Raw genomic sequence first — 23,500 nt, 5'->3', positions numbered from 1 at the left:
GTAAGAGACGGCATGCTCACCCTTGCCCGACCGCATAGTTTCCATCAGGAAATCAAGAAGAGCCGGTTTCTCGCGCATTGCGCGCCGATTGCCGACGAGGCGGAGGCACGCGCGTTTCTCGACGCGCAGTCGGATCCAACCGCCACGCACAATTGCTGGGCCTGGCGGGTCGGACAGACCTATCGCTTCAACGACGATGGGGAACCGGGAGGTACTGCCGGCAAACCTATTCTGCAGGCAATTGACGGGCAAGGGCTCGATCATGTCGTCGTCCTTGTCATCCGCTGGTTCGGCGGCATCCTGCTCGGCAGTGGCGGGCTCATGCGCGCCTATGGCGGTACGGCAGCCATGGCGCTTCATGGGGCGGAACGCATCGAGCACATCGCGATGGCGCGCGGCCTCCTGCGTGTTGCATTTGCAGACCTCGCGCTGGTCAAGGCGCGCCTTGTGAGCCTCGGGGGCATCGTCATCGAGGAGGTTTTCACCGCGACGGGCGCCGATCTGGTCATTGATGTGCCGGAGGGCGTGCGCGATCAGGCAAGGCTGCTGGCAAGCGACGTGACAAGCGGGCGTTCGATCCTACGGTTCGACAATGATCTCGCGGTGTAGGATCTCGGAATCGTCCCAAGATCGACAGGCCGAACAAACGGCCTGCAAGATGGTTAGTCATACCTGACATTCAGGAGACCGCCATGAAAGATCCCTTCCACCTCACCCGCTTCATCGAGGCACAGTCGCGCGTCTATCGTCAGGCGCTCAACGAACTCGCGGCAGGAGAGAAGCGGTCGCACTGGATGTGGTTCGTCTTTCCGCAGATCGAGGGTCTGGGGTCTTCCCCAACAGCACGGCACTTTGCCATTTCAGGGCTGGCGGAAGCGCAGGCGTATCTGGAGCATCCGCTGCTCGGCGGACGATTGCTGGAGTGCACGACGACGGTGAACGGGCTCGACGATGCATTGACGGCACGCTCCATCTTTTCCAGCCCGGACGACCTGAAATTCCGCTCGTCCATGACGCTGTTTTCCCGCGCCACAATCGAGGCAGGTGGTGATGCAGCACCGTTCGAGACGGCCTTGAAGCGATACTTCAGCGGCAAGCCGGATCAGCGCACCCTGGACCTGCTCAAGCCTGTAACTGTCCGTCCTGCCCGTCTGCATGCTTCGACGGGCGGACGATGAACCTGTTCTGGCCCCCACATCAAAGGAGATAAGCATGGAAAACTATATCTGGCTATTCGCCACCGCTGGTGGCGCGGCCATTCTCGGCCTTGCGCTCGCCTACGGCCTCGCCAGCCAGCGCAAGCTGTCGCGAGCCGAGAAAGAGCGACAGGACGACAAGGTCGAGGATCTCTACGGCAAGCGCTGAATGCTTTGCGGTGGCCGTATCATCATGATTTGCTTGGGGAGAAGAAGTGGCGCACCCGGAACGATTCGAACGTCCGACCCTCAGATTCGTAGTCTGATGCTCTATCCAGCTGAGCTACGGGTGCGTGCAACAGCGTCTGCTGTGTGCGTGGCGATCCTCTAAAGCCTGGGAGAAACGAATGCAAGCCAATTTCGGAAAATTTCCGGAATTTTGCGTCGGAGATTTCCTATCTACCTGAAATCGTTTTATTTCTTCATAACGACGAGATGACGGTAGATTGTGGACTCAGGTTCGTCCCTGCGAGCGGAAGGCATCAAGGGGCACAGGACGATCGGGAAGCTCGATACGGAACAGGGTGCCGGGTGTCGCCTTTTCCACCAGCGCGATGGTGCCGCCGTGCGCGAGCACCAGTTCGCGGGCAATGGCGAGGCCGAGGCCGGTGCCACCCGAGCGCGCTGAGCCTCTGAAGGGAGCAAACAGGTTCTCCCGCGCCTTCCTCGGCATGCCGGGGCCGGTATCATCCACTGTGATGCTGACCACGCTGCCGGTGCGCATGGCGGAGACGGTGACGTTGCGCACCGGGTTGCCGGGATCATTCTCGTTGACCAGCGCCTGAACGGCGTTGCGGCAGATGTTGTGCACAACGCGGAAAAGCTGCTCCCCATCCGCATCGACCTCCAGATCGTCGGGAACAACGATGACGAAGCCGATACCCGACTTCGGATCGATGGCCAGGACTTCGCCGACGTCCTCCACCAGCGGACGCAGGGCAAGAAAGCGGCGCCGCGGTTCCGGCTCCGTCGTGCGGCCATATTCCAGCACTTCGCTGGTATACCCGACGGCACGGTCGATGGTGCGCAGCAGCGTCGGGGCAAATCGCTTCACCACGGGATCGTCCACATCGGCCAACCGGTCGGAGAGGAGCTGTGCCGAAGAGAGGATGTTGCGCATGTCGTGATTGATCTTGGACACGGCGAGACCGAGATCGGCAAGATTCTTCTGCTGTTTCAGGGTCTTTTGCAGTTGCGTCTGCATGGCGGCGAGATGGCGGCCGGCCATGGCGAGCTCGTCGTGACCGCGCAAGGGTCCCATTACGCGCCGCGGATCGGCGGGGTCGGCCGCGAAATCCCGCATGCTCGCGGTCATTCGGCGGATGGGCGCGATCATCACACGGTTGATGACGAAGAAGATCAGGGTTGCGGTAAAAAGAGAAATGCCAATGGAGACGAGGAAGACGGAACGCGCATAGACGAGCATCGCCTTGCGCAGGCTCCGTTCGTCCATGACCAGCTCGATCAGCGTATCGCTTTCGCCGATGGGCCCGTAGAAGCGGATGGTGCGATCGCCGCCGAAGAGCAGCGTATCGAATGCATCGCGGATAGCACCGACGGCACCGGTATTGGCCACGTCGAACTTCGCATCCACTTCGGGTGGCATCTCGGTGGCCGCAATCAGGCGGGATTCCTCGGCACGGCGCAAGGCGATCGCCTTGGTTCCCGTCGCCATCAGCGTATCCTCCCGCACGGGGCCGGATAGCTGCATGTTCTGAAGGCCATCCACCACGACGGCCGCTGCCGCCGCCGTATTCAGCCTGTCCTGCATCCAGCGCAGCCGCATATTCGCCACGGACGGCACGAAAATCAGGATTTCGGCGATCATGACGAACAGGATCGTCAGCAGCAGGAGCTTGCCGGAAAGGCCGCGCAGAAACCCCGAGCGCAGCTGCGGCTCATCCAGAGCCGTCCCGTTCATGGCGTCCATCGACATTCAGCGTTCCCATGGCGCCGGCCTGCCGGACACAACCGGCCGTTCATCGGCGCATTGCGCGAATTATAGGTCACACCTGCCGAATGTCCAAGCAGGAGAGCTGAGGCTTACCGACACAGGTCTCCTCAAAATTCCTCCCAGTTATCCTGCGAGGCCGCGGGGGCCGGTGTGGCGTGGGTGGCGGGGCCGGCTAAGAAGGCGCGGGCAACGGAGCCCATCATCTTGCGCGCTGGAGACGCGACAGGACGGGACGTGGCCGAGACGGGTTTGGGCACGACTGTGCGCAGCGGCGCGGCCTTCACGGGTGCCGGGCGAACCGCCGGCGCAGACCGCGTGCTGGACGTCGCATAGGCAGCAACAGGGCGGCTCTGATCCAGCCGGAAATGGCCGATCATCTGCGCAAGGTTTTCCGCCTCGGTGGAAAGCCTGTGTGTGGCGGCGTTCGCCTCTTCCACCATCGCGGCATTCTGCTGGGTCACCTTGTCCATCTGGTTCACGGCCGAGGACACCTCGCCGAGGCCGGTGGCCTGCTCACGTGCGGCGGCAGCGATCGAATGGATATGATCCGTGATCGAGAGGACGCGGCTTTCGATTTCTCCGAGAACCTGCCCGGTTTCCTGCACGAGCTGCACCCCGGTGGACACTTCGGCACCGGACTTGGCGATGAGCACCTTGATATCCTTGGCAGCGCGTGCCGCCCGCTGGGCGAGTTCCCGCACTTCCTGGGCGACGACCGCAAAGCCCTTGCCAGCTTCGCCTGCGCGTGCGGCTTCGACGCCCGCATTGAGCGCGAGAAGATTGGTCTGGAAAGCGATTTCGTCGATGACGTTGGTGATCTTACCGATCTCGCTCGAGGCCTGTTCGATCCGGCCCATGGCATCGACCGCGCTGCGCACGACGGTGCCGGACTGGGCTGCGGCCTCCTTGGCCTGGGTCACGATGACGGTGGCTTCCTGGGCACGTTCCGTCGAGGTCTGGACGGCAACCGTGATCTGGCCGAGTGAGGCCGATGTCTGCTCCAGCGAAGCCGCCTGCTGTTCGGTACGCTTGGCAAGGTCATCGGTGGCCGAACGCAGTTCGCTTGAATTTCCGGTGATCTCGAGCGTCGTCGAGCGGACCTCCCCCAGCGTCCTCTGAAGAACGGAGAGCGTCTCGTTCACATTGCGCTGGAGGTCTGCAAACGCGCCCTGGAACTCGCCGGTCATCGGCTGGGTCAGGTCCCCCTGCGCAAGGCTTGCGATCACGCGGCCGGTCTCTCCGATACCGCGATCGACGGCTGTGACGAGTTCGTTCATATCGCCGGCAAAGCGGTCGAGGCTCGGCTCCCCGTAGGTTCGCGTGATGCGGCGGGAGAAATCGCCGGCGGCGGCGGCTTCAACGACATGCGCCATGCTGACTTGCAGGTCAGCTGTCTTTTCGCGAAGAGCGCTGTCTTCGCTGCTCGTGCGCCGGGCTGTCAGGCCGTTGCTCCTGAACACCTCGACGGCGCGCGCCATCTCGCCGATCTCGTCAGACCGCCGGGCCTGGGGAAGATCGACATCGAGATCGCCTCCGGCAAGCGCCGTCATGGACCGGGTCAGGTCGGAGATGGGGCGGCTGAGTTCGCGGCGGGCAATGGAGACGGCAACCAGCAGGCCAGCCGCGAGACCAATAAGAGCGGTCGCCGCGATCATGATGGTCATCTGCCGTCCGATGCCATCGATCCCGGCCTGAATGTCGGCAAGATCGGCCTTGTCCTTGGTGACGACGGCATCGATCTCGGCCTGGAAAGCCTTGCGGTTGGCGCGGTTCTGATCGGTATTCCCTTGGGCGTTGGCAGCCTCGACAGAAACGGCACGCGCAAGGCGCGCAGTCTCGGTGCGGAACGTGCGGAATTCGGCGGCACGGGCGACCACCGCTTCGAACGCCGGCAGATCCGCCTGCGGAACGAGCGGACGCCACTCGGCGGTGAGCACGTCGATCTTGTCGAGCGTCTTCAACAGACCCTCGGCAAAGGGCTCGGCCTTTTCCGTCGTGGGCGCAGCATAGATGCCGCGGGCATCCATGACGACGGCGGTCACGAGGCGGTTGAGTTTCTCGCCGTTATAAGCGCGCTCGGAAGCGCTTTTATAGGCGGCAAGGTGGGTGTCGTAACGGGCAACGACGGCAAGCGCCATCCCGGCGACGACAAGCGTGACCGCGCTCATGACGATGACGATCAGTGAAATCTTACCGCGTATGCGCATGGCCCGCGTCCCCTCCAACGGTATTTCCGCAGGAGAGTCCCCGCCTCCTACGCATGTGGGAGCAAATTATCTGTAACTGGTTAACAAGGTTGTAGCGCAGGCGGGCGATTCATCGGACACGCCAGCCCCCGCCGCAAGGGGCACCCGCAGCGAGACCGCCTGAGCCAAGACCCTTTATCGCGTGAAAAACGCCCTGAAACCGGGCCGGCGATTGACTTTGACACTTTTATTCTTATAAGCCGCCGCACGTCCGGGAACCAAATGGCGGGTGAGCTCCGTGCTTGCCGGCTCTGCCGTGCCTTGACAGAAACGCTGCTTGCTTAAGGAAGCAACCCAAGAAGGGCCGCACACCGCGGTATTAAAATAAATGACAAAGCGTACCTACCAACCCTCCAAGCTTGTTCGCAAGCGTCGTCACGGCTTCCGTGCGCGTATTGCTACCAAGGGCGGCCGCAAGGTCATCGTTGCCCGTCGCGCCCGCGGCCGCAAGCGTCTTTCGGCCTAATGGCACACGGCGTCCGCGCCGTCGCCATAGCCGGCTCTCCTGCCTTGCAGGAGGCTGCCGGTGACAAGAGATCCCAGACGCATGACGTCAGGTAATCCCAAACCAACTGTCGGGCGGCTGAAAAGCCGGCCGCAGTTTCTTGCCGTGCGTGCAGGAGAGAAGCGGAAAGGCTCCGTTTTCCTGCTCGAAGTGCTCGACAGACAGGCGGCGGACGAGCCTCCCCGCGTCGGCTTCACGGTCACGAAAAAGCATGGCAATGCGGTGGAACGGAACCGCATGCGCCGCCGCTTGCGCGAGGCCGTCAGACTCCAAGCCGCGTTTGCAATGAAACCCGGCCACGATTATGTGATTGTCGCGCGCCGCGAGGTGCTTGGCGTCCCCTTCGACAGACTGGCAAAGATGCTCGGCGCCCGAATCGAAGGCGCTCCCGAAGGCAGGCAGAAACAGGTACGGCCGCCGGCCGGCTCCAGGAAAGAATGATGGACAAGAACCGCAACTATTTCATCGCGATCGGCCTGTCGGTGCTGATCCTCATTGCCTGGCAGTTTCTCTACATCAATCCGAAGATGGAGCGTGAACGCGTCGCGCAGGAAGCCGTGCAAGCCCAGCAACAGGCCCAGCAACAGGCTCAGACGCCCGCCGCCACGACCGATGGCTCGATTCCGGGCGCCATTCCCGGCGCGGCCACGACCGCCGTTCCCGGCGCCGTGCCGCAGGGCGCTTCGCGCGACGAGGCCATCGCCCGCTCTGCCCGCATCGTCATCGACACGCAGGCGCTGTCCGGCTCGATCAACCTCACCGGCGCTCGTCTCGACGACCTGAAGCTGCGGGAGTATCACGAGACGGTCGACGACAAGAGCCCGATCATCACGCTCTTCAGCCCGGCCGAAACGCCAGACGGCTATTTCACGGAAATCGGTTACGTCGGTGATGCCTCCACCGGCGCGGTACCCGGCCCATCCACCGTCTGGACGGCGCCCGAGGGCGCGAAGCTGACGACGGCAACGCCGGTCACGCTGACCTTTACCAACGAGAAGGGCGTGGTCTTCACCCGCGTCATCTCGATCGATGATCATTTCATGTTCAAGATCGACGACACGATCCAGAACGCGACGGGCGCACCCATCGCGCTGTCCACCTATGGTCGTGTGACCCGCTTCAACAAGCCGGTCACACCGAGCGTCTACGTCCTGCATGAAGGCTTTATCGGCGTCATCGGCGAGCATGGCCTCGAAGAGGTCAGCTACAGCAAGGTCGAGGACAATGCACCGGCACAGCCGGGCAAGACGACCGGCGGCTGGCTCGGCATCACCGACAAATACTGGGCGGCAACCATCGTCCCGCCGCAGGCAACGCCTTACGAGACGCGTTTTGCGCACTTCACGGACGGTCGGCCGCGCTATCAGGCCGACTACAAGCAGGATGCCATCACCGTTGCGCCCGGCCAGACGACGACGCTGAACAACCTCGTTTTTGCCGGTGCCAAGCAGGTGCCGCTCGTCGATGGCTATGAGGCGAGCTACAACATTCCGAAGTTCGACCTGCTGATCGACTGGGGCTGGTTCTACTTTATCACCAAGCCGATGTTCAAGCTGATGGACTTCTTCTTCCGCTTCTTCGGCAATTTCGGCGTCGCCATCCTTCTCACCACCATCGTCGTCAAGGCGCTCTTCTTCCCGCTCGCCAGCAAGCAATATGCGTCCATGGCGAACATGAAGAAGATCCAGCCAAAAATGGAGGAGATGAAGAAGAAGTTCGGCGACGACCGGATGGGCATGCAGCAGGCCATGATGGCTTTGTACAAGGAAGAGAAGATCAACCCGATCGCGGGTTGCTGGCCGATCCTCCTGCAGATCCCGGTGTTCTTCGCGCTCTACAAGGTCATTTACGTCACGATCGAAATGCGGCACGCGCCGTTCTTCGGCTGGATCCAGGACCTGTCCGCGCCGGACCCGACGTCCCTCTTCAACCTGTTCGGTCTCCTGCCATACGCTGTTCCGCACGCGCTGATGATCGGCGTCTGGCCGCTGATCATGGGTGTGACCATGTTCCTGCAGATGCGCATGAACCCGACGCCGCCCGATCCGACGCAGGCCATGCTCTTCACCTGGATGCCCGTGGTCTTCACCTTCATGCTGTCGAGCTTCCCGGCCGGTCTCGTGATCTACTGGGCCTGGAACAACACGCTTTCCGTGATCCAGCAGGCCTTCATCATGAAGCGTCATGGCGTCAGGGTGGAGCTGTTCGACAATATCAAGGGCCTGTTCTCGCGAAAACCGAAGCCTGCGGAATAGCGACCGACCTTCCCGCCCCGGGCCGCAAGCCCGGGGTTTTCTTTTTCAGCCCCCGAGGGACCTGCCGATGACCGACACTGCCCTGAACGACGAAAAGCCGATGTTCGGCAATCCCTGGATCTTCATTCGCGGCGTTCCCTCCATGGAGTTCCTGCCGCCCGAAGGGCCGACGGAGATCGCCTTTGCCGGGCGCTCGAATGTCGGCAAGTCCTCGCTGATCAACGCGCTTGTGGGGCAGAAGGGTCTCGCGCGCACCTCCAATACGCCCGGACGGACGCAGGAGCTCAACTATTTCGTGCCGGACGGATATTCGGGTGCTGACGGCGATCTGCCGCCGATGGCGCTGATCGACATGCCGGGCTATGGCTATGCACAGGCGCCGAAAGCGCATGTGGATGCCTGGACGAAGCTGGTGTTCGACTATCTGCGCGGCCGCGCCACGCTGAAGCGGGTCTATGTTCTGATCGACAGCCGCCACGGCATCAAGAAGAACGACGATGACGTCCTGTCGCTGCTCGACAAGGCCGCCGTATCCTATCAGGTGGTCCTGACGAAGACGGACAAGATCAAGGCGGGTGCCGTTCCGCATCTGATGGCGGAGACGCTGGAGAAGATTCGCAAGCGCCCTGCGGCCTTCCCGGAAATCGTTGCGACCTCATCCGAAAAGGGCGATGGCCTTGACGAATTGCGCGCGGCAATCCTCACCGCGATCCGGGACTGACATGATCTGACAATCCTGCGGCGCGGCCGGCCTGCCGCGTCTCGCCCGCAATGAAGGTTATCAGGCTGGTGCCGCCCCCGGCACGAAGGTCATCGACAGGCCATTGATGCAATGGCGCTTTCCGGTCGGCTTCGGGCCATCGTCGAAGATGTGCCCGAGATGGCCACCACAACGACTGCAATGACATTCGGTCCGCACCATCAGAAACGAGGTGTCGGTGCGTGTTCCCACAGCATCGGGCAGTGCCTGCCAGAAGCTCGGCCAGCCCGTGCCGCTGTCGAATTTCGTCTCGGAGGAATAGACCGGAAGGGCGCAACCGGCGCACTGGAACGTGCCCTTGCGCTTCTCCTCGTTGAGCGCGCTCGTAAACGGACGCTCCGTGTCTTCGTGCCGCAGGATCCGGTATTGCTCGTCGCCGAGCATCGCCTTCCATTCGGCATCCGTCTTCGTCACAGCAAAGGTTTCTGCCGCGGCGAAGGGAGCGATCTCGTTCTTCAAGGCAAAAGCGGCAAGGCCGGCCGTGCCGGTCAGGAGAAAGAAGCGGCGGCTGAGCATGGGACCTCCTTGCAGGCGATGTGAAGCCTGCGCGGTCGTTCTACGCCTGTCTGAACCGTCCAGATAGCAGCCTGCCGATCAAACCCGCGTGAGCATCGTCAGATGCCTGCACCCTTTTCCTTAGCGACCGACAATACCGCTGCTGAGGATCTTGCCGGTCGGAGCGCCCGTTGGCGAACCGCCTGCCGGCTCCAGGCTGAGCGTGACAGTGGCACCGTCGCGCAGGCGTGTCCGTACCGCCTTGGGCACGACGATCTCGCCATGGCTGTTCGTATTGACCACGCCAAGCGAGACGGGTGCCGCACCCTCCGGCGTGAGCCAGACTTCGAGAGACTTTGCATCCGCCACACCGGGAGCACTGGCGGCGGCTGCGACCGGTGCAAGCCGAAGGCGGCCGCTGTCGGCGTCGTAACGGGCCGTCAGCGCCAGATCGGACCCCGCAAGGCTGAGGCTGGTCGTCGGACCACGGGTCGGTGAAGGAGCGAAGAGGCCGGACTGGGAAACGCCGGTTGCCACGAGGCCGACAATCGCGATGCAGGCGACGCCGCGCCAGAAGGCAGCCGAGTTCCAGATGGCAACGTTGAAGACCGGCACGCGTTCACCCTGAGGGCGGGCCCGTACGGCCATCGGTTCGGCGAAGGGAGACGGGCGGCGCGGCGCGCGGCGGGTCGGCCGCGGCGTCTGGTCGACCGTCAGCATGTTGCTCCGCCAATGGTCCACCATGGCTGCGAAGTTCCGGTCGAGCGTCATGCGCGCCTCGACCTTCTGCCGGTCTTCCGGAGAGAGAACGCCGAGGACGTATTCTCCGGCAATGACCTGATCGAGGCGGGAATCGCCACTCTTCGCGTTTTCTGTCGTCATGATGTCAATGTGCTCGCCTAGAACCGCGGCCATGCCAAGCGGATGATGGATCGGATCATACGCATGGTTCGGCGTATTTTCCATGGGTTTTACGCCGCAGGGTTCATGTTTGCCCGAACATGCCGTGACGTGCAGCCATTTCCAGCTGTCATCATGCCGTTATATTACCTTCCGATCATTCCCCCGAGAAAAAACTTGCGCTAAACAGCATCCGCATCGATTCCGAAGGTTTCCGACATGTCCCCATCCGAAAGCGAAATTCAGGCCCGTCTTCTCGCGCAGGCCCTGCCCTATATGCAGCGTTACGAGAACAAGACGATCGTCGTGAAATATGGCGGACATGCCATGGGGGATCCGGAACTCGGCAAGGCTTTCGCCGCCGATATCGCGCTCCTCAAGCAGTCCGGCGTCAACCCGATCGTCGTGCACGGCGGCGGCCCGCAGATCGGCGCGATGCTGACCAAGATGGGCATCGAATCGAAGTTCGAGGGTGGCCTGCGCGTCACCGACGCGAAGACCGTCGAGATCGTCGAGATGGTTCTGGCCGGCTCGATCAACAAGGAGATCGTGGCGCTCATCAACCAGACCGGCGAATGGGCGATCGGCCTTTGCGGCAAGGACGGCAACATGGTCTTTGCCGAAAAGGCCCGCAAGACAGTTATCGATCCCGACAGCAATATCGAGCGCGTGCTCGATCTCGGCTTCGTCGGTGAGGTGATCGAGGTGGATCGGACACTTCTCGATCTCCTGGCGAAGTCGGAAATGATTCCCGTCATCGCCCCGGTCGCTCCCGGCCGCGACGGCGCGACCTACAACATCAATGCCGATACCTTCGCTGGCGCCATCGCGGGCGCGCTCAATGCGACACGCCTCCTGTTTCTTACGGACGTTCCCGGCGTGCTCGACAAGAACAAGGAGCTGATCAAGGAGCTCTCCGTAGCGGAGGCTCTGGCGCTGATCGCAGACGGCACGATTTCCGGCGGCATGATCCCCAAGGTCGAGACCTGCATCGAGGCCATCAAGGCCGGTGTTCAGGGCGTCGTCATTCTCAACGGCAAGACGGCGCATTCGGTGCTGCTCGAGATCTTCACCGAGCATGGCGCGGGAACCCTGATCGTTCCCTGAGCGGTCAGTCCGCAACCTTGTCGAGGTGGTCGATATCGCCGAGCGACACGACCGCCCGGCTCTGCCACAGATCGTCCTGTTCGAGATGGGTGATGCTGCCCGACGCGACCTTGAAAGCGACCCAGCCGGCCGAGTGGATCGGCATGCCGATCCACTTCGCCACGACGAAGGTCAAGGCAAAGCCGTGGGTCACGACGATCTGGCAATCGCCGGGACGGGCCATGATCGCATCCATCGCGCCATAGATGCGGGTTGCCAGCTCTCGCCGGCTCTCGCCGCCCGTCAGACTGTTGCGATAGTCGAGGCGGTCATCTTCCGGAATGGCTTCATGCCGAAGGTCGAGCCATTCCTGCGGCCGCCCTTCGGCGGCGCCGTAGCTCATTTCCCTGAGGTCGCGGTTGACCGTGATTCCGGTTCGGAACAGATCGGCGATCGTGTCGGCCGTTTCGGAGGCGCGCAGCAAATCGGAACTGAAGATCTCGACAGGCCGGTTGCCGATCCGCGCGAGGAGCGCTTGCGCGATGGCGCCAGCCTGCGCCTGCCCCCGTTTCGTCAAACCGGTATCGAACCATCCTCCGACGCGTTTTTCGACATGGTGCGCGGATTCTGGATGCGTAACGACGAATATGGTTCTCATGGCTGTTCCCTTATCGCAGCACACTTATAGTTTGTCAGCTTACGTAGCATCTTTCTCCGCTGCTCTTCTCTGGCGCCCGACGTCGCATTCCCGGAACAGGCCCTCATGACATCTATCGACAGACTTCCGACCATCGACGATTTCGCCCATGTCACAGAGTGGGTGTTCGACATGGACAACACGCTCTATCCGCACCGCGTCAACCTGTTCTCCCAGATCGACCGTAACATGACGGCCTTCGTGGCCGAGCTGCTGCAGATGGAGCCTGCCGATGCCAAGCTGCTGCAGAAGCAGTATTACCGTGACCACGGCACGACATTGAAAGGCCTGATGGTTCATCACGGCATCGATCCGAACGATTTCCTGCAGAAGGCGCATGCCATCGACTACAATGTCATTCCGCCGGATCCGGAGCTGGGTGACGCGATCAAGGCGCTGCCGGGGCGCAAGTTCATCTTCACGAACGGCACCGTCATCCATGCGCAGATGGCAGCACGGGCGCTTGGCATTCTCGATCACTTCGATGACATTTTCGACATCGTTGCGGCCGACTACGTGCCGAAGCCGGCGGGCGCGACCTATGACAAGTTCATGAGCCTCAACCGCGTCGATACCCGCCATGCCGCCATGTTCGAGGACCTGCCGCGCAATCTGACGGTGCCCAAGGCGCTGGGCATGAAGACCGTTCTGCTGGTGCCGCAGAACCTCGAAGATACGTTTGTAGAGGCCTGGGAGCAGAGCGAGGACGGGAACGCAGATATCGATTTCGTGACGGAAGATCTTGCCGGCTTTCTGCGGCGTCTTGTGCCGTCGGCCTGAGACCGAACCTGCGTTCGAGGCTGAGGCCCGGCCATCATTACCGAAGTTTAACTGGTGCCTGCCGGCGTCTCCTCTATCCTTGATCTCAGGGACGAACACGCTGCGGTCAGCCCTGGTATAAAGCGGCACCGCATCCCCCAAGCACGGCATGCAGCCACATCCTGCCTTTCAGGACGATGGCGCATGCGCCCAGACAAGGACGACCCATGACAAGCAAGACCCTCATCCTCGGCTTTTCCGCCATCGCCATCGCCGCCTCGACCCTGGCAACGCCCTCATTTGCCGCCAAGCATAACGGCCCGACGCGCGAGCAGCGCGCCGAGTGGACGATCAAGCAGCTGGATACGGACAAGGACGGCAAGGTTTCACGCAGCGAAGCCGAAGCCGCGGCATCGCGTGCCTTCGCAGCCTTCGATGCGGACAAGAACGGGCAGGTAACGCAGGACGAAGTCAAGGCCAAGCGCGAGGCTTTCAAGGCGGCGCGTGCCGAGATGCGCAAATCTGACAAGGGTCCTGAGCGTCAGGAAGCGCGCGCCAAGCTTCAGGAACTCCGCCCGACCATGATCCCGGCCATGGGTCCCCGCATGTTCAAGCGTGCCGACACCGACAAGAACGGCTCGCTCTCCTTGGCGGAGGTTACGTCGGCGGCAGGTGAGCGCTTCCAGAAGCGGGACGCGAACGGTGATGGCTTCATCGACGCGGCCGACCTTACCCGGAAGATCTAGGCAAAGGTATAAATCCCCAGCCGTTCACACAGAAATGCCCCGGAAACGGGGCATTTTTCGTTTTGACAGGTCTTGCGTCCCGAGGGTTACAGGGTGACCTCGCCTTCGTCCTCGCCGTCCCAGTAGTGGGCGCGCTCCGCCACGACCTTGATGAGCACGAGGCCTTCGGTGTCGATGCCGTCGGCGAACCACTTGTCGATATCCGCGGACCAGTGTTCCTTGAAGGCGTCCTTGTCACGAACGAGGTCCGCCTTGCCTTCGACGGCTACCAGGAAGGCCTTGGCGCCCTGAAAGGCCAACGCGACCTTGGGGTCTGCCTTGATGTCATCCACCGTACGCGTGTCTTCCAGCGTGAAATAATAGGACGTGCCGTCGTACTCGACGTCGCGGTTGTTGCTCATCGGCCGGCCGGCGATCGCGCCACCATCGGTATGGGTGGAGAGCATGCAGATATCGATGTCGCGCATCTTTTCGGCGAGTTCGGAAAGGTTCTTGTTGGTCATGGCCTGAGGCTCCTCTTCGTGACCGAGGAGAACGCGGGCCGGACCAACTTGTTGCCTCTTCGCTTGGCGCGACGAAGTACCTTATCGCTCGCCGGATGCCAGCGGCAGGGATGCGGGATCGACGCTGCCGTAGAAGCGGGCGATGATGTCCCAGGCCTCGTCGGCGGTATCGACAAACTGGATCAGATCGACATCATCAGGCGCGATGGTGCCGAAGGCGGCGAGTGCATCGAAATCCAGGATCGAACGCCAGAATGCCTCCCCGAACAGGATGAGCGGCACCAGCGCCATGCGCCCGGTCTGCATCAGCGTCATCGTTTCGAACAGTTCGTCCAGCGTGCCGAAACCGCCCGGAAACACCGTAACGGCCTTGGCACGCACGAGGAAGTGCATCTTGCGGATCGCGAAATAGTGAAAGTTGAAGCTGAGGTCCGGCGTGACGTAGGGGTTCGGCGCCTGCTCGTGCGGCAGCACGATGTTGAGCCCGATGGACGGCGCGCCGACATCGGCCGCTCCTCGGTTGCCCGCCTCCATGACACCCGGCCCCCCGCCCGTGACGACGACGAATTCCTTGTAGTCGGACTGTGCCGAATGCTCCGAGCAGAGCCGCGCGAACTTGCGGGCTTCGTCGTAGTAGACCGAGGCCGCGGTCAGGTTTTTGCGCTGCGTCTCGTTTTTCGCAGCCCACGCGTCCTTGCCCGGCTCGGGAATGCGGGCGCCGCCGAACATGACGACGGTGGAGGTGATGCCGCGTTCGGACAATGCCATCTCGGTCTTCAGCAATTCAAGCTGAAGGCGGATCGGCCGCAACTCCTCGCGGCAGAGGAAATCCGCGTCGGCATAAGCGAGACGATAGGACGGCGAGAGCGATTGCGGCGTCTTTTCGACACTGGCGGCACGGGTTCGTGCCTGCGCGCTGTCTGCAAGCGGATCCCACACCCCGTCCTTGCGCCGCAAATTTCGCTTCTTCATCCGTGTCATCGGGTCTCGTCTCCAGCGCCTGCCGCGGCAACGGCCGGCGAATCTCATCACTTACGATCCCGAGACATAGACCGTGCCTCCCGGTGCGCCGCAACCGAAAAACGCTTCAAATCTCGGGCATCATGCTCTACAGCGTTGGAAACAGCCCGGACTTTTAGGATTTGCGATGACCTCCCACGATCTTGCCTTTCTCGCTTCCACGATCGAGACCACCTTCGACAACCGCGACGCGGTGACGACGGGCACGAAAGGCGAGGTGCGCGACGCCGTGGAAACGGCGCTCAATCTTCTGGATAGCGGCAAGGTTCGCGTCGCGGAGCGCGCATCCGACGGCAACTGGACCGTCAACCAGTGGCTGAAGAAGGCGGTTCTTCTCTCCTTCCGGCTCAACCCGATGGAAATCGTCAAGGGTGGCCCGGGTGGCTCGACCTGGTGGGACAAGGTGCCTTCCAAGTTCGACGGCTGGAGCGCGAACGAGTTCGAGAACGCCGGCTTCCGCGCCGTGCCGAACTGCGTCGTGCGCCGCTCGGCCTATATCGCGCCGAACGCCATCCTGATGCCGTCCTTCGTCAACCTCGGCGCCTATGTCGGCGAGGGCACGATGGTCGATACCTGGGCCACCGTCGGCTCCTGCGCCCAGATCGGTGCCCATGTGCACCTGTCCGGCGGCGTCGGCATCGGCGGCGTGCTGGAGCCGATGCAGGCCGGCCCGACGATCATCGAGGACAACTGCTTCATCGGCGCGCGTTCCGAAGTCGTGGAAGGCTGCATCATCCGGGAAGGCTCGGTGCTCGGCATGGGCGTCTTCATCGGCAAGTCCACCCGGATCGTCGATCGCGCCACCGGCGAGATCACTTATGGCGAAGTGCCGCCCTACTCTGTCGTGGTCGCTGGCGCGCTGGCATCCGACAAGGTCATGGGCAACGGCCAGCCGGCGCCGGCACTGTACTGCGCCGTGATCGTGAAGCGCGTGGATGAGAAGACCCGCTCCAAGACGGGGATCAACGAGCTGCTGCGCGACTGAGCGCAAACATCGGAGACGCTGTTCAGCGAAGCGGAATCCGGCAGGTAAAGCAGGTTTCCGCTTCGTTCGACGTGACCTCGATCCTGCCGCCATGCGCCTTGACGATCTCCGAGGCAATGTAGAGCCCGAGGCCCAGGCCTTCGCGTCCATGCTCGACCGTCGCCCGCACGAAGGGCTTGAACAGATCGCGCTGCACGGCCTGCGGAATCGGCTTGCCTGAATTGCTGACGCTGACGACGAACTCCGGCCCGACCTCTGCCGTTTTCACCCGGATCGGGCTATCGGCGTTGCCATGCGTCAGCGCGTTTGCAACGAGGTTGGAAACGAGCTGGCCCATACGGCCCTCGTCGCACCGCACGAGGCAATCGCTGAAATCCGTCTCGATCGCCCGGCCGGGATTGGCGATGGTCAGTTCCGCGACCACATGCTCCAGAACCGGCCGCAGCGGCACGCGCTCGGCCTGCTCCACGGCCAGTCCGCCGCCCAGTCGCCCGCGGGCAAAGTCCAGCACGTTGTCGATGAGGCCCGACATGCGCACCACGCTGGCGCGCATGAGATCCACGACCGTCTTCGACTTGTCGCTGAGATCGGTGCGGGCCAGCATGCGCGTGCCCGCGTCGATCGAAGCCAGTGGATTGCGGAGATCATGGCCGAGAACCGCGATGAACTGTTCGCGCAACTCGTTGGCGTGGCGGTCCTGCTCCATCTGGCGATGAGCATCGACATGGAAGCCGATCAGTTCGGCAAACAGCCGGAACATCTCGATGATAGCCGGCGTATCGATCTTGTTCGGCGCGGGATCGATGGCGCAGAGCGTGCCGAAGAAGGAACCATCGGAGAGAACGATCGGAGCTGAGATATAGCTCTGGAAACCATACTGGGCAGGCGTGTGATGCGTGCAGAAATTCGGGTCTTCGGCCACATTTTCAATGATGACCACCTCGCGATGACCGCGGATCTCGTTGCAGATGGTCGTCTCGACGGCGAGTTCCTTGCCCGGGGAAAGGCCGAAGTCGATCGTGTCGAGAACGCCGCAGGCAATCCACCGGCTTTCCGTGACGCGGGCTACGGCGGCAAAGCCCATGCCGGTCACGCGGCAGACGACATCGAGAACTTTCGGTACGGCATCGATCCTGGAGACGATATCGACGGATTCGGCGGCCAGATCGGGCAACGGTATACTCTCGGGAAACAGAACATTTGACGTGGTTGGGAGGGTAACCCTTCACACACCCACAAGCAATGGCCACAGCGGAGCATCTGTCCAAAGATGCTCCGTTCGGTCGGGTTGCCTAACCTTTGAAAGGCTCCGGGCGCCGGTTGGCGCCCTGCCGCTCCAGCATCCAGCCGGGATACTCCGGAGCGAGTGCGCTGACCGCGTCCAGACGGTCGAGATCGCCGGCGTCCAGCCGGACCTCGGTGGCCTTCAGGTTCTGCTCCAGCTGCTCCAGCCGCTTGGCGCCGATGATGACGGTGCTGACGAAGGGCTTGGCGAGGATATAGGCGAGCGCGACCTCGGCAACGCTCACGCCATGCTTTTCCCCGACCTCGCGCATCGCGGCGACGCAGGCCCATGCACGGTCCTTATCGACAGGCGGGAAGTCGAAGGTCGCGCGGCGGCCCTCGCCATTTCCGGGCGCTCCCGGGCCATATTTGCCGGACAGAAGCCCGCCGGCCAGCGGCGACCAGACCATAAGGCCGAGCTTTTCCTCCAGCAGCAAGGGAGCAAGCTCCCGCTCGAGGTCCCGCCCTGCAATCGAGTAATAGGCCTGAAGACTATCGAAGCGCGCGTAACCCTTGCGCTCGGAGATGCCGAGGGCCTTGGCGATCCGCCAGGCCTGCCAGTTGGAGACGCCGATATACCTGACGAGCCCGCGCGAGACGAGATCGTCGAGCGCACGCAGGGTCTCGTCGATCGGCGTGACGGGATCGGTGGCGTGGATCTGGTAGAGGTCGATATGGTCGGTCTGCAGCCGCTCCAGACTGGCCTCGACCGAGTCCATGATGTGGCCGCGGGAAGCGCCGCGGTCGTTGGGCCTGTCGCTCATCACGCCGTAGACCTTGGTGGCGATGATCACATCCTTGCGGGCGACTGCATTGTTCTTCAGCGCCTGTCCCAGCAGTCGCTCGGACTGGCCGAAGGAATAGACATCGGCTGTATCGATGAAGTTGATGCCGGCGGCGAGCGACCGCTCGACGATGCGGTCGGCAGCGTCCTGATCCACATCGGCGATCGGCCCCCATCGCGGATCGTCCGCCGAGCCGAAGGTCATCGTCCCCAGGCACAGTTCGGAGACGAAGAGGCCGGTATTGCCAAGCTGGTTGTAGCGCATGGTCGTTCCCATCCTGTCGAAGTGGATCGTTATTCGTGTGTCGGCCTACAGCTAGTGCAAGGCAAGCGCAGGTCCAGCGTCATCATGCGTACGTTCAGGCTGCTTTGACTTCGGCCGCTTCGACTTCGATCGTGACATGCGAAAGCTCGGCAATATGCGCCAGTTGTGCGCGGTAGAAGGCAGGGGGCTTCGGGTCTGCCGCTTTCAGCGCGATGATGGCGCCGTGATGGCCGGGGCCGAGTTGCCAGACGTGCAGGTCCGTGATGCTGACATCGTCAGCTTCGATGACGTGCCGGATGTCGTCGGGCAGATCTTCGCCTGCGGGAACGTAATCGAGCAGGACCGAGCCGCTGTCGCGCAGGAGGCCGAGCGACCAGCGGGCGATGACGAGCGCGCCGACGATGCCGATCGCGGGGTCGAGCCACAGCCAGCCGTAAAGGCTGCCGAGAACGAGCGCGGCGATGGCCAGCACCGAGGTCAGGGCATCTGCGAGAACATGCAGGTAGGCACCGCGCAGATTGTTATCCGTGTGCTGCGAGGCTTTGGCATGATGATCGTGGTGCGGATGGTCGTGTTGGGCGTGGTCGTGGCCATGGGTGAGGTCATGGTGATGACCGCCATGTTGATGATGACCATGATCGCCGTGCCCGTGATGATGGTCGCCACCCAGCAACCACGCGCACAGGAGATTGACGGCAAGACCGAGGGCTGCAACGGCGATCGCCTGATGAAAGTCGATCGACACCGGCGACCAGAGCCGGAGCGCGCTTTCCCACGCGATGAACAAAGCGACGAGAGCCAGAACGATGGCGCTGGCAAAGCCTGCGAGGTCGCCGAGCTTGCCTGTGCCGAAGGTGAAGCGCGGATTTCGGGCATTGCGGCGGGCATAGACATAGGCGAGCGCGGTGATGAGCATGGCGGCCGCGTGGGTGGACATGTGCCAGCCATCCGCCACCAGCGCCATGGAACCGAAGGCGGTGCCGGCGACAATTTCCGCGATCATCATGCTCGCGGTCAGCGCGATGACGATCCATGTGCGGCGCTCGTTGCGGGCGTGGTCACGACCGAGAAAGACGTGGTCATGGGGGCTTGAAAGGCGGTTGTCGGTCATTTCAGATAGGTCCTCATCACCTCGATCAGATCTGCAGCGCCCCTCGCCCGCTCGGGATCGGCATCCGTATCGGGGTCGGCTACATGGTTGCGGATGTGGTCCTCGATCAGCTCGGCCGTCAGTCCGGTGACGGCACCGCGGACGGAGGCGACCTGATTGAGGACGGCGCCGCAGGGCTCATCCGCTTCCAGCGCGCGTTCGATCGCCTCCAGCTGCCCCTTGAGGCGACGGACCCGGGCAATCAGCTTGGCTTTGTTCTTCGAAAGATGCGACATAGCATAGGGGGATACCCTATTTGGCGCGTATAGGCAATCCGTTGCTGCATATGCGAACTGCCGTGACAGCCGGGGAACGATCGGCTACATCTTTTCGGAATCAACAGGCTGCCTTCATGTCCCTTGCCGATCCCGCATCCGCCACTCCTTCCTCTTCCGCGCCTTCTTCCAGCGATCCCACGGCCAATCTCGCCGCCCTCATCCGCTGCCCATCCGTGACGCCTGCCGAAGGCGGTGCGCTCGGGGTGCTGGATGCCATGCTGGCGCCGCTCGGCTTTGCAGTGGACCGTGTGCTCGCACAGGAAGAGGGGACGCCGGATATCGAGAACCTCTACGCCCGGCTCGGCAGTTCAAGCGACCATTCTGGCGATCATCCCGGCGGTCCGCACCTGCTGTTTGCCGGACACACCGACGTCGTGCCTGTCGGCGATGAGGCGGCGTGGACGCATCCGCCTTTTTCCGCCGCTATTGAGAATGGCATGATGTACGGCCGCGGCGCCGTCGACATGAAGGGGGGCATCGCCTGCTTCATCGCGGCCGTCGCCCGTTACGTCGATCGACATGGAGCGCCCAAAGGGGCCATCTCCCTGCTGATCACGGGGGACGAGGAAGGCCCCGCCATCAATGGCACCACCAAGCTGCTCGGCTGGGCGAAGGCGCGCGGCGAGCGCTGGGACGCGTGCATCGTCGGCGAGCCGACCAATCCCGACCGGCTCGGCGACATGATCAAGATCGGCCGACGCGGCTCCTTGTCGGGCACCGTCATGGTTCACGGCGTGCAGGGCCATGCCGCCTATCCGCATCTGGCGGACAGTCCGGTGCGCGGTGCGCTGCAGCTTGCGACCGACCTCATGGATCCGCCCTTCGACGCAGGCACGGAGAACTTCCAGCCGTCGAACCTCGAGGTCACCAGCCTCGACGTCGGCAATCCCGCCGTCAACGTCATCCCGGCGCGCGCGACCTTCCGCTTCAACATCCGCTTCAACGACACCTGGGACGCCGACAGCCTGAAGGCGGAGATCATCGCGCGGCTCGACCGGGCAGCCGCCGACGGCCCGCTCCGGCCGGGCCGCGATCCCGTTCGCTACGATCTCGTGTGGAGCGAGCGTCCGAGCCACGTCTTCCTGACGCGCAGCAACCAGCTCATCTCGTCGCTCTCGTCCGCCGTCGAGGCCGTGACCGGGCGCCAGCCGGCGCTTTCCACCACAGGCGGCACCTCGGACGCCCGCTTCATCAAGGATCACTGCCCGGTGGTGGAATTCGGGCTTGTGGGCCAGACAATGCACATGGTGGACGAGCGCGTCTCCGTTGCCGACCTGGAAACGCTGACCGGCATCTACCTCGCCTTTCTCGAACGCTGGTTCGACAATGCCGCAGCTTGACGAGATCGGTATCTACCTCAAGGGCGTCTGGATGCTGGTGCTGGGCAAGCCGGAAGGCATCGACTGGCTGGACCTCAGCGCCTCCGGCGTCTGGCGCTCTTTCGCGGCCATTCTCTGGTGCCTGCCGGCCATGGCCGTCAGTTGGTCGGCGTGGCGCATGTTCTACCTCGCCAACATGCCCGATGGCTCGACGGCGGGTCTCGCCTTCATCGCCAAGCTCTTCATCGTGGATGTCGCGACGTGGATCCTGCCGATCCTGCTGATCGTCATGCTCGCCCGGCCGCTCGGCTATGGGCAGGCGCTGGGCGCGATCATCGTCGTCACCAACTGGCTGTCGATCCCGACCTTTTACGGCATGGCCTTTCCGGCGGCCATCCGGCTGGTCATACCCGGCAGCGAAGGCCTGACGGGCATGCTGTCGCTGATAGCCCTTATCGCCATCATCATCGCAATCTTCCGGGTGCTGAAGGTGATCACGGGTGGCGACCAGACGTTGCTGGCCGCAACGCTCTCCGCGCTGTTCATCCTGCCGTCGCTGATGATCGGCGAGGTGCTGCAGCGCAGCTTCGGGCTTCTGCCGGCATAGCGCCCATCAGTAGTCCACCTGCATGAAATAAAGCCCATCCGGCGGAGCGACCGGGCCACAGGCCTTGCGATCACAGGCCTCGAGTGCGGCACGCACCCGTTCCACCGGCCACTTCCCCTCGCCCACCATCTTCAGCGTGCCCGCCAGCGAGCGGATCTGGTTGTGGAGGAAACTCTGGGCCGTCGCACGGATCTCGATCACATCGCCGTCCCGCGTCACATCCAGCCGGTCGAGCGTGCGAACAGGGCTGTTGGCCTGGCAGTGGACAGAGCGGAACGTGGTAAAGTCATGCCGGCCGACCAGTGTCTGCGCCGCCTCGTGCATCAGCCCCGCATCGAGCTCCTTCACCACCCACCATGCGCGTTTGGCTTCCAGCGCCAAAGGCGAGCGGCGGCAGATAATGCGGTAGAGGTAGTGGCGGCGAAGCGCGGAGAATCGTGCGTCGAATGTTTCCGGCACGGGCTCGGCATCCAGAATCGCGACACGTTCGCCATGCTGGCCGAGATGGGCATTCAGCGCATTGCGCAGCGTTTCCGCCGGCCAGTCACGGGTGAGATCGGTATGCGCCACCTGCCCGCGCGCGTGAACGCCGGAGTCGGTGCGCCCCGCGCCGCGGACCGACACCGTCTCGCCCGTCAGGCGCAGGACTGCGGCCTCGATGGCGCCCTGCACGGAACGCCCGTTATCCTGCCGTTGCCAGCCGACATAGGGCGATCCGTCATACTCCACCAGAAGCCGGAAGCGCGGCATTCAGAACAGCCTCGTGCCGGCGGGAACCGGCGTGCCGCGCCGGAACTCATCGGCAGGCAGAACCTTGCCGCCTGCCTTTTGCAACCGTGTGAGGCGGATGGAGCCATCCCCGCAGGCGATCGTCAGATCGTCGAAGAGCGCCGTGCCCGTCTCGCCGCCGGCCGTCTCGATGGTGGAGGCAAGCACTTTGACACGCTCGCGCCTGCCGGCGATGTCGAGTTCGAACCAGGCACCCGGAAATGGCGAGAGACCTCGAATGTGATCGTGGACCTCCTGCGCCGGCTTGGAAAAATCGATATGGGTTTCGCCTTTGGCGATCTTGGCGGCGTAGAGGACGCCGTCCTCGCGCTGCGGGGTCAGGGGCAGATCGTCAGCCTCCAGCTTCTCCATCGCTTCGCGCATCAGGGCTGCGCCGCGCACCATGAGCTTGTCATGCAGTTCGCCCGCTGTCATGTCGGGGCCGATGGTGACGAGGCTCGTCAGGGCCACGGGGCCGGTATCGAGCCCCTTTTCCATCTTCATGACCATCATCCCGGTTTCCCGGTCGCCCGCCATGATCGCCCGCTGAATGGGGGCCGCACCGCGCCAGCGCGGCAGCAGGGAGGCATGGCCATTGTAACAGCCAAGGCGCGTGCCCGACAGGATGGCCTCCGGCAGGAGCAGGCCATAAGCAACGACCACGGCCACGTCGGCATCCAGCGCGCGAAACGCTTCGCGGTCCTCATCGGCCTTGAAGTTCTGCGGTGTGCGGACCTCGATGCCGAGCAGTTCCGCGGCCTGATGCACGGGAGACTTCTGCAGGTCGAGACCGCGCCGGCCGCCGGGGCGCGGGGGCTGGGTGTAGACGGCAACGATTTTGTGGCCGGCTTGCGCCAGCGCGGCAAGCGTCGGCACCGAGAACTCCGGCGTTCCCATGAAAACGATACGCAGCGGCATGACGGCCTCCCTCGATAGCG

The 23,500-nt window shown here is 63.1% G+C and carries 26 protein-coding genes and 1 tRNA gene; 13 read left to right on the top strand and 14 right to left on the bottom strand.

Annotation, left to right across the window (positions count from 1 at the left end; all coding sequences use genetic code 11):
* Positions 1-12: 12 nt before the first annotated feature.
* The 3 genes from BSG19_RS07350 to BSG19_RS25995 all read left to right on the top strand — a co-directional run bounded on the left by BSG19_RS07350 (position 13) and on the right by BSG19_RS25995 (position 1,365).
* Complete coding sequence (locus BSG19_RS07350; RefSeq protein WP_092987290.1) at positions 13-609, top strand: IMPACT family protein; 597 nt, start codon at positions 13-15, stop codon at positions 607-609.
* 83 nt (positions 610-692) lie between these two features.
* Complete coding sequence (locus BSG19_RS07345; protein ID WP_092986356.1) at positions 693-1,178, top strand: DUF1810 domain-containing protein; 486 nt, start codon at positions 693-695, stop codon at positions 1,176-1,178.
* Positions 1,179-1,212: 34 nt separating this feature from the next.
* Positions 1,213-1,365, top strand: a complete 153-nt coding sequence (locus BSG19_RS25995) for a hypothetical protein (protein ID WP_092986354.1) — start codon at positions 1,213-1,215, stop codon at positions 1,363-1,365.
* A gap of 47 nt (positions 1,366-1,412) precedes the next feature.
* On the opposite strand, the gene BSG19_RS07335 is transcribed toward BSG19_RS25995, so the two are convergent.
* From BSG19_RS07335 to BSG19_RS07325, 3 genes are all read right to left on the bottom strand, one after another.
* Positions 1,413-1,489: transfer RNA gene (locus BSG19_RS07335), tRNA-Arg, on the bottom strand.
* A 161-nt stretch (positions 1,490-1,650) separates the two neighbouring features.
* Positions 1,651-3,126, bottom strand: coding sequence for a sensor histidine kinase (locus BSG19_RS07330; RefSeq protein WP_244529178.1), 1,476 nt, complete (start codon positions 3,124-3,126; stop codon positions 1,651-1,653).
* Positions 3,127-3,257: 131 nt separating this feature from the next.
* Entirely contained in the window at positions 3,258-5,357 is a 2,100-nt protein-coding gene (locus BSG19_RS07325; RefSeq protein WP_092986350.1) for a methyl-accepting chemotaxis protein, read from the bottom strand.
* A gap of 367 nt (positions 5,358-5,724) precedes the next feature.
* On the opposite strand from BSG19_RS07325, the gene rpmH reads away from it, so the two are divergent.
* From rpmH to yihA, 4 genes are all read left to right on the top strand, one after another.
* Positions 5,725-5,862 (top strand): 50S ribosomal protein L34, encoded by a 138-nt coding sequence (gene rpmH / locus BSG19_RS07320; protein ID WP_037104763.1) that lies wholly within the window; start codon positions 5,725-5,727, stop codon positions 5,860-5,862.
* Positions 5,863-5,943: 81 nt separating this feature from the next.
* The gene (rnpA, locus tag BSG19_RS07315) at positions 5,944-6,342 is read left to right on the top strand and encodes a ribonuclease P protein component (RefSeq protein WP_092986348.1); all 399 of its coding nucleotides are present in this window, start codon (positions 5,944-5,946) and stop codon (positions 6,340-6,342) included.
* The gene (gene yidC / locus BSG19_RS07310) at positions 6,342-8,156 is read left to right on the top strand and encodes a membrane protein insertase YidC (protein WP_170865908.1); all 1,815 of its coding nucleotides are present in this window, start codon (positions 6,342-6,344) and stop codon (positions 8,154-8,156) included. Before rnpA ends, yidC begins: the two co-directional genes overlap by 1 nt.
* A gap of 67 nt (positions 8,157-8,223) precedes the next feature.
* The gene (gene yihA / locus BSG19_RS07305) at positions 8,224-8,877 is read left to right on the top strand and encodes a ribosome biogenesis GTP-binding protein YihA/YsxC (protein ID WP_092986344.1); all 654 of its coding nucleotides are present in this window, start codon (positions 8,224-8,226) and stop codon (positions 8,875-8,877) included.
* Between the two features lie 60 nt (positions 8,878-8,937).
* On the opposite strand, the gene msrB is transcribed toward yihA, so the two are convergent.
* Both msrB and BSG19_RS07295 read right to left on the bottom strand, forming a co-directional pair.
* On the bottom strand, positions 8,938-9,432 hold the full coding sequence (msrB, locus tag BSG19_RS07300; protein ID WP_092986342.1) for a peptide-methionine (R)-S-oxide reductase MsrB: 495 nt from the start codon (positions 9,430-9,432) through the stop codon (positions 8,938-8,940).
* Positions 9,433-9,552: 120 nt separating this feature from the next.
* The gene (locus BSG19_RS07295) at positions 9,553-10,293 is read right to left on the bottom strand and encodes an anti-sigma factor (RefSeq protein ID WP_092987289.1); all 741 of its coding nucleotides are present in this window, start codon (positions 10,291-10,293) and stop codon (positions 9,553-9,555) included.
* A 237-nt stretch (positions 10,294-10,530) separates the two neighbouring features.
* Here BSG19_RS07295 and argB point away from each other — a divergent pair, with 237 nt between their 5' ends.
* The gene (gene argB / locus BSG19_RS07290) at positions 10,531-11,418 is read left to right on the top strand and encodes an acetylglutamate kinase (RefSeq protein WP_092931858.1); all 888 of its coding nucleotides are present in this window, start codon (positions 10,531-10,533) and stop codon (positions 11,416-11,418) included.
* 4 nt (positions 11,419-11,422) lie between these two features.
* Here argB and BSG19_RS07285 read toward each other — a convergent pair whose 3' ends face one another.
* A complete protein-coding gene (locus BSG19_RS07285) occupies positions 11,423-12,055 on the bottom strand; it encodes a histidine phosphatase family protein (protein WP_092986340.1) in 633 nt (210 codons plus the stop codon).
* A gap of 105 nt (positions 12,056-12,160) precedes the next feature.
* Between BSG19_RS07285 and BSG19_RS07280 the strand changes: the two genes are divergently transcribed.
* Both BSG19_RS07280 and BSG19_RS07275 read left to right on the top strand, forming a co-directional pair.
* A complete protein-coding gene (locus BSG19_RS07280) occupies positions 12,161-12,874 on the top strand; it encodes a pyrimidine 5'-nucleotidase (protein ID WP_092986338.1) in 714 nt (237 codons plus the stop codon).
* A gap of 206 nt (positions 12,875-13,080) precedes the next feature.
* Positions 13,081-13,599, top strand: a complete 519-nt coding sequence (locus BSG19_RS07275; protein ID WP_170865890.1) for an EF-hand domain-containing protein — start codon at positions 13,081-13,083, stop codon at positions 13,597-13,599.
* A gap of 86 nt (positions 13,600-13,685) precedes the next feature.
* On the opposite strand, the gene BSG19_RS07270 is transcribed toward BSG19_RS07275, so the two are convergent.
* Together BSG19_RS07270 and BSG19_RS07265 are read right to left on the bottom strand one after the other, a co-directional pair.
* A complete protein-coding gene (locus BSG19_RS07270; RefSeq protein WP_092986334.1) occupies positions 13,686-14,102 on the bottom strand; it encodes a pyridoxamine 5'-phosphate oxidase family protein in 417 nt (138 codons plus the stop codon).
* An 81-nt stretch (positions 14,103-14,183) separates the two neighbouring features.
* Positions 14,184-15,083 (bottom strand): LOG family protein, encoded by a 900-nt coding sequence (locus BSG19_RS07265; RefSeq protein ID WP_092986332.1) that lies wholly within the window; start codon positions 15,081-15,083, stop codon positions 14,184-14,186.
* A gap of 166 nt (positions 15,084-15,249) precedes the next feature.
* Here BSG19_RS07265 and dapD point away from each other — a divergent pair, with 166 nt between their 5' ends.
* Positions 15,250-16,107, top strand: a complete 858-nt coding sequence (gene dapD / locus BSG19_RS07260; RefSeq protein ID WP_092986330.1) for a 2,3,4,5-tetrahydropyridine-2,6-dicarboxylate N-succinyltransferase — start codon at positions 15,250-15,252, stop codon at positions 16,105-16,107.
* Positions 16,108-16,129: 22 nt separating this feature from the next.
* Here the strand turns inward: dapD and BSG19_RS07255 are convergent, their stop codons facing one another.
* From BSG19_RS07255 to BSG19_RS07240, 4 genes are all read right to left on the bottom strand, one after another.
* Positions 16,130-17,281, bottom strand: a complete 1,152-nt coding sequence (locus BSG19_RS07255) for a GAF domain-containing sensor histidine kinase (protein ID WP_092986328.1) — start codon at positions 17,279-17,281, stop codon at positions 16,130-16,132.
* A 118-nt stretch (positions 17,282-17,399) separates the two neighbouring features.
* Positions 17,400-18,440, bottom strand: coding sequence for an aldo/keto reductase (locus BSG19_RS07250; RefSeq protein WP_092986326.1), 1,041 nt, complete (start codon positions 18,438-18,440; stop codon positions 17,400-17,402).
* 94 nt (positions 18,441-18,534) lie between these two features.
* Positions 18,535-19,551: a CDF family Co(II)/Ni(II) efflux transporter DmeF gene (gene dmeF, locus BSG19_RS07245; RefSeq protein ID WP_092986324.1), complete on the bottom strand. Its 1,017-nt coding sequence runs from the start codon at positions 19,549-19,551 to the stop codon at positions 18,535-18,537.
* On the bottom strand, positions 19,548-19,826 hold the full coding sequence (locus tag BSG19_RS07240) for a metal/formaldehyde-sensitive transcriptional repressor (protein WP_092986322.1): 279 nt from the start codon (positions 19,824-19,826) through the stop codon (positions 19,548-19,550). The genes dmeF and BSG19_RS07240 overlap by 4 nt, the downstream gene beginning before the upstream one ends.
* A gap of 116 nt (positions 19,827-19,942) precedes the next feature.
* Between BSG19_RS07240 and dapE the strand changes: the two genes are divergently transcribed.
* Together dapE and BSG19_RS07230 are read left to right on the top strand one after the other, a co-directional pair.
* Complete coding sequence (dapE, locus tag BSG19_RS07235; RefSeq protein ID WP_092986320.1) at positions 19,943-21,208, top strand: succinyl-diaminopimelate desuccinylase; 1,266 nt, start codon at positions 19,943-19,945, stop codon at positions 21,206-21,208.
* The gene (locus BSG19_RS07230; protein ID WP_092986318.1) at positions 21,195-21,794 is read left to right on the top strand and encodes a hypothetical protein; all 600 of its coding nucleotides are present in this window, start codon (positions 21,195-21,197) and stop codon (positions 21,792-21,794) included. The genes dapE and BSG19_RS07230 overlap by 14 nt, the downstream gene beginning before the upstream one ends.
* A 6-nt stretch (positions 21,795-21,800) precedes the next feature.
* Here BSG19_RS07230 and truA read toward each other — a convergent pair whose 3' ends face one another.
* Both truA and fmt read right to left on the bottom strand, forming a co-directional pair.
* Positions 21,801-22,544: a tRNA pseudouridine(38-40) synthase TruA gene (gene truA / locus BSG19_RS07225; protein ID WP_092986316.1), complete on the bottom strand. Its 744-nt coding sequence runs from the start codon at positions 22,542-22,544 to the stop codon at positions 21,801-21,803.
* Positions 22,545-23,480 (bottom strand): methionyl-tRNA formyltransferase, encoded by a 936-nt coding sequence (gene fmt / locus BSG19_RS07220; RefSeq protein WP_092986314.1) that lies wholly within the window; start codon positions 23,478-23,480, stop codon positions 22,545-22,547.
* Positions 23,481-23,500: the final 20 nt, after the last annotated feature.

Source organism: Rhizobium sp. NFR03, from assembly GCF_900111275.1.
Lineage (GTDB): Bacteria > Pseudomonadota > Alphaproteobacteria > Rhizobiales > Rhizobiaceae > Ferranicluibacter.
The sequence above is the reverse complement of the archived record's forward strand: the minus strand, read 5'-3'. Positions and strand labels throughout refer to the sequence as shown.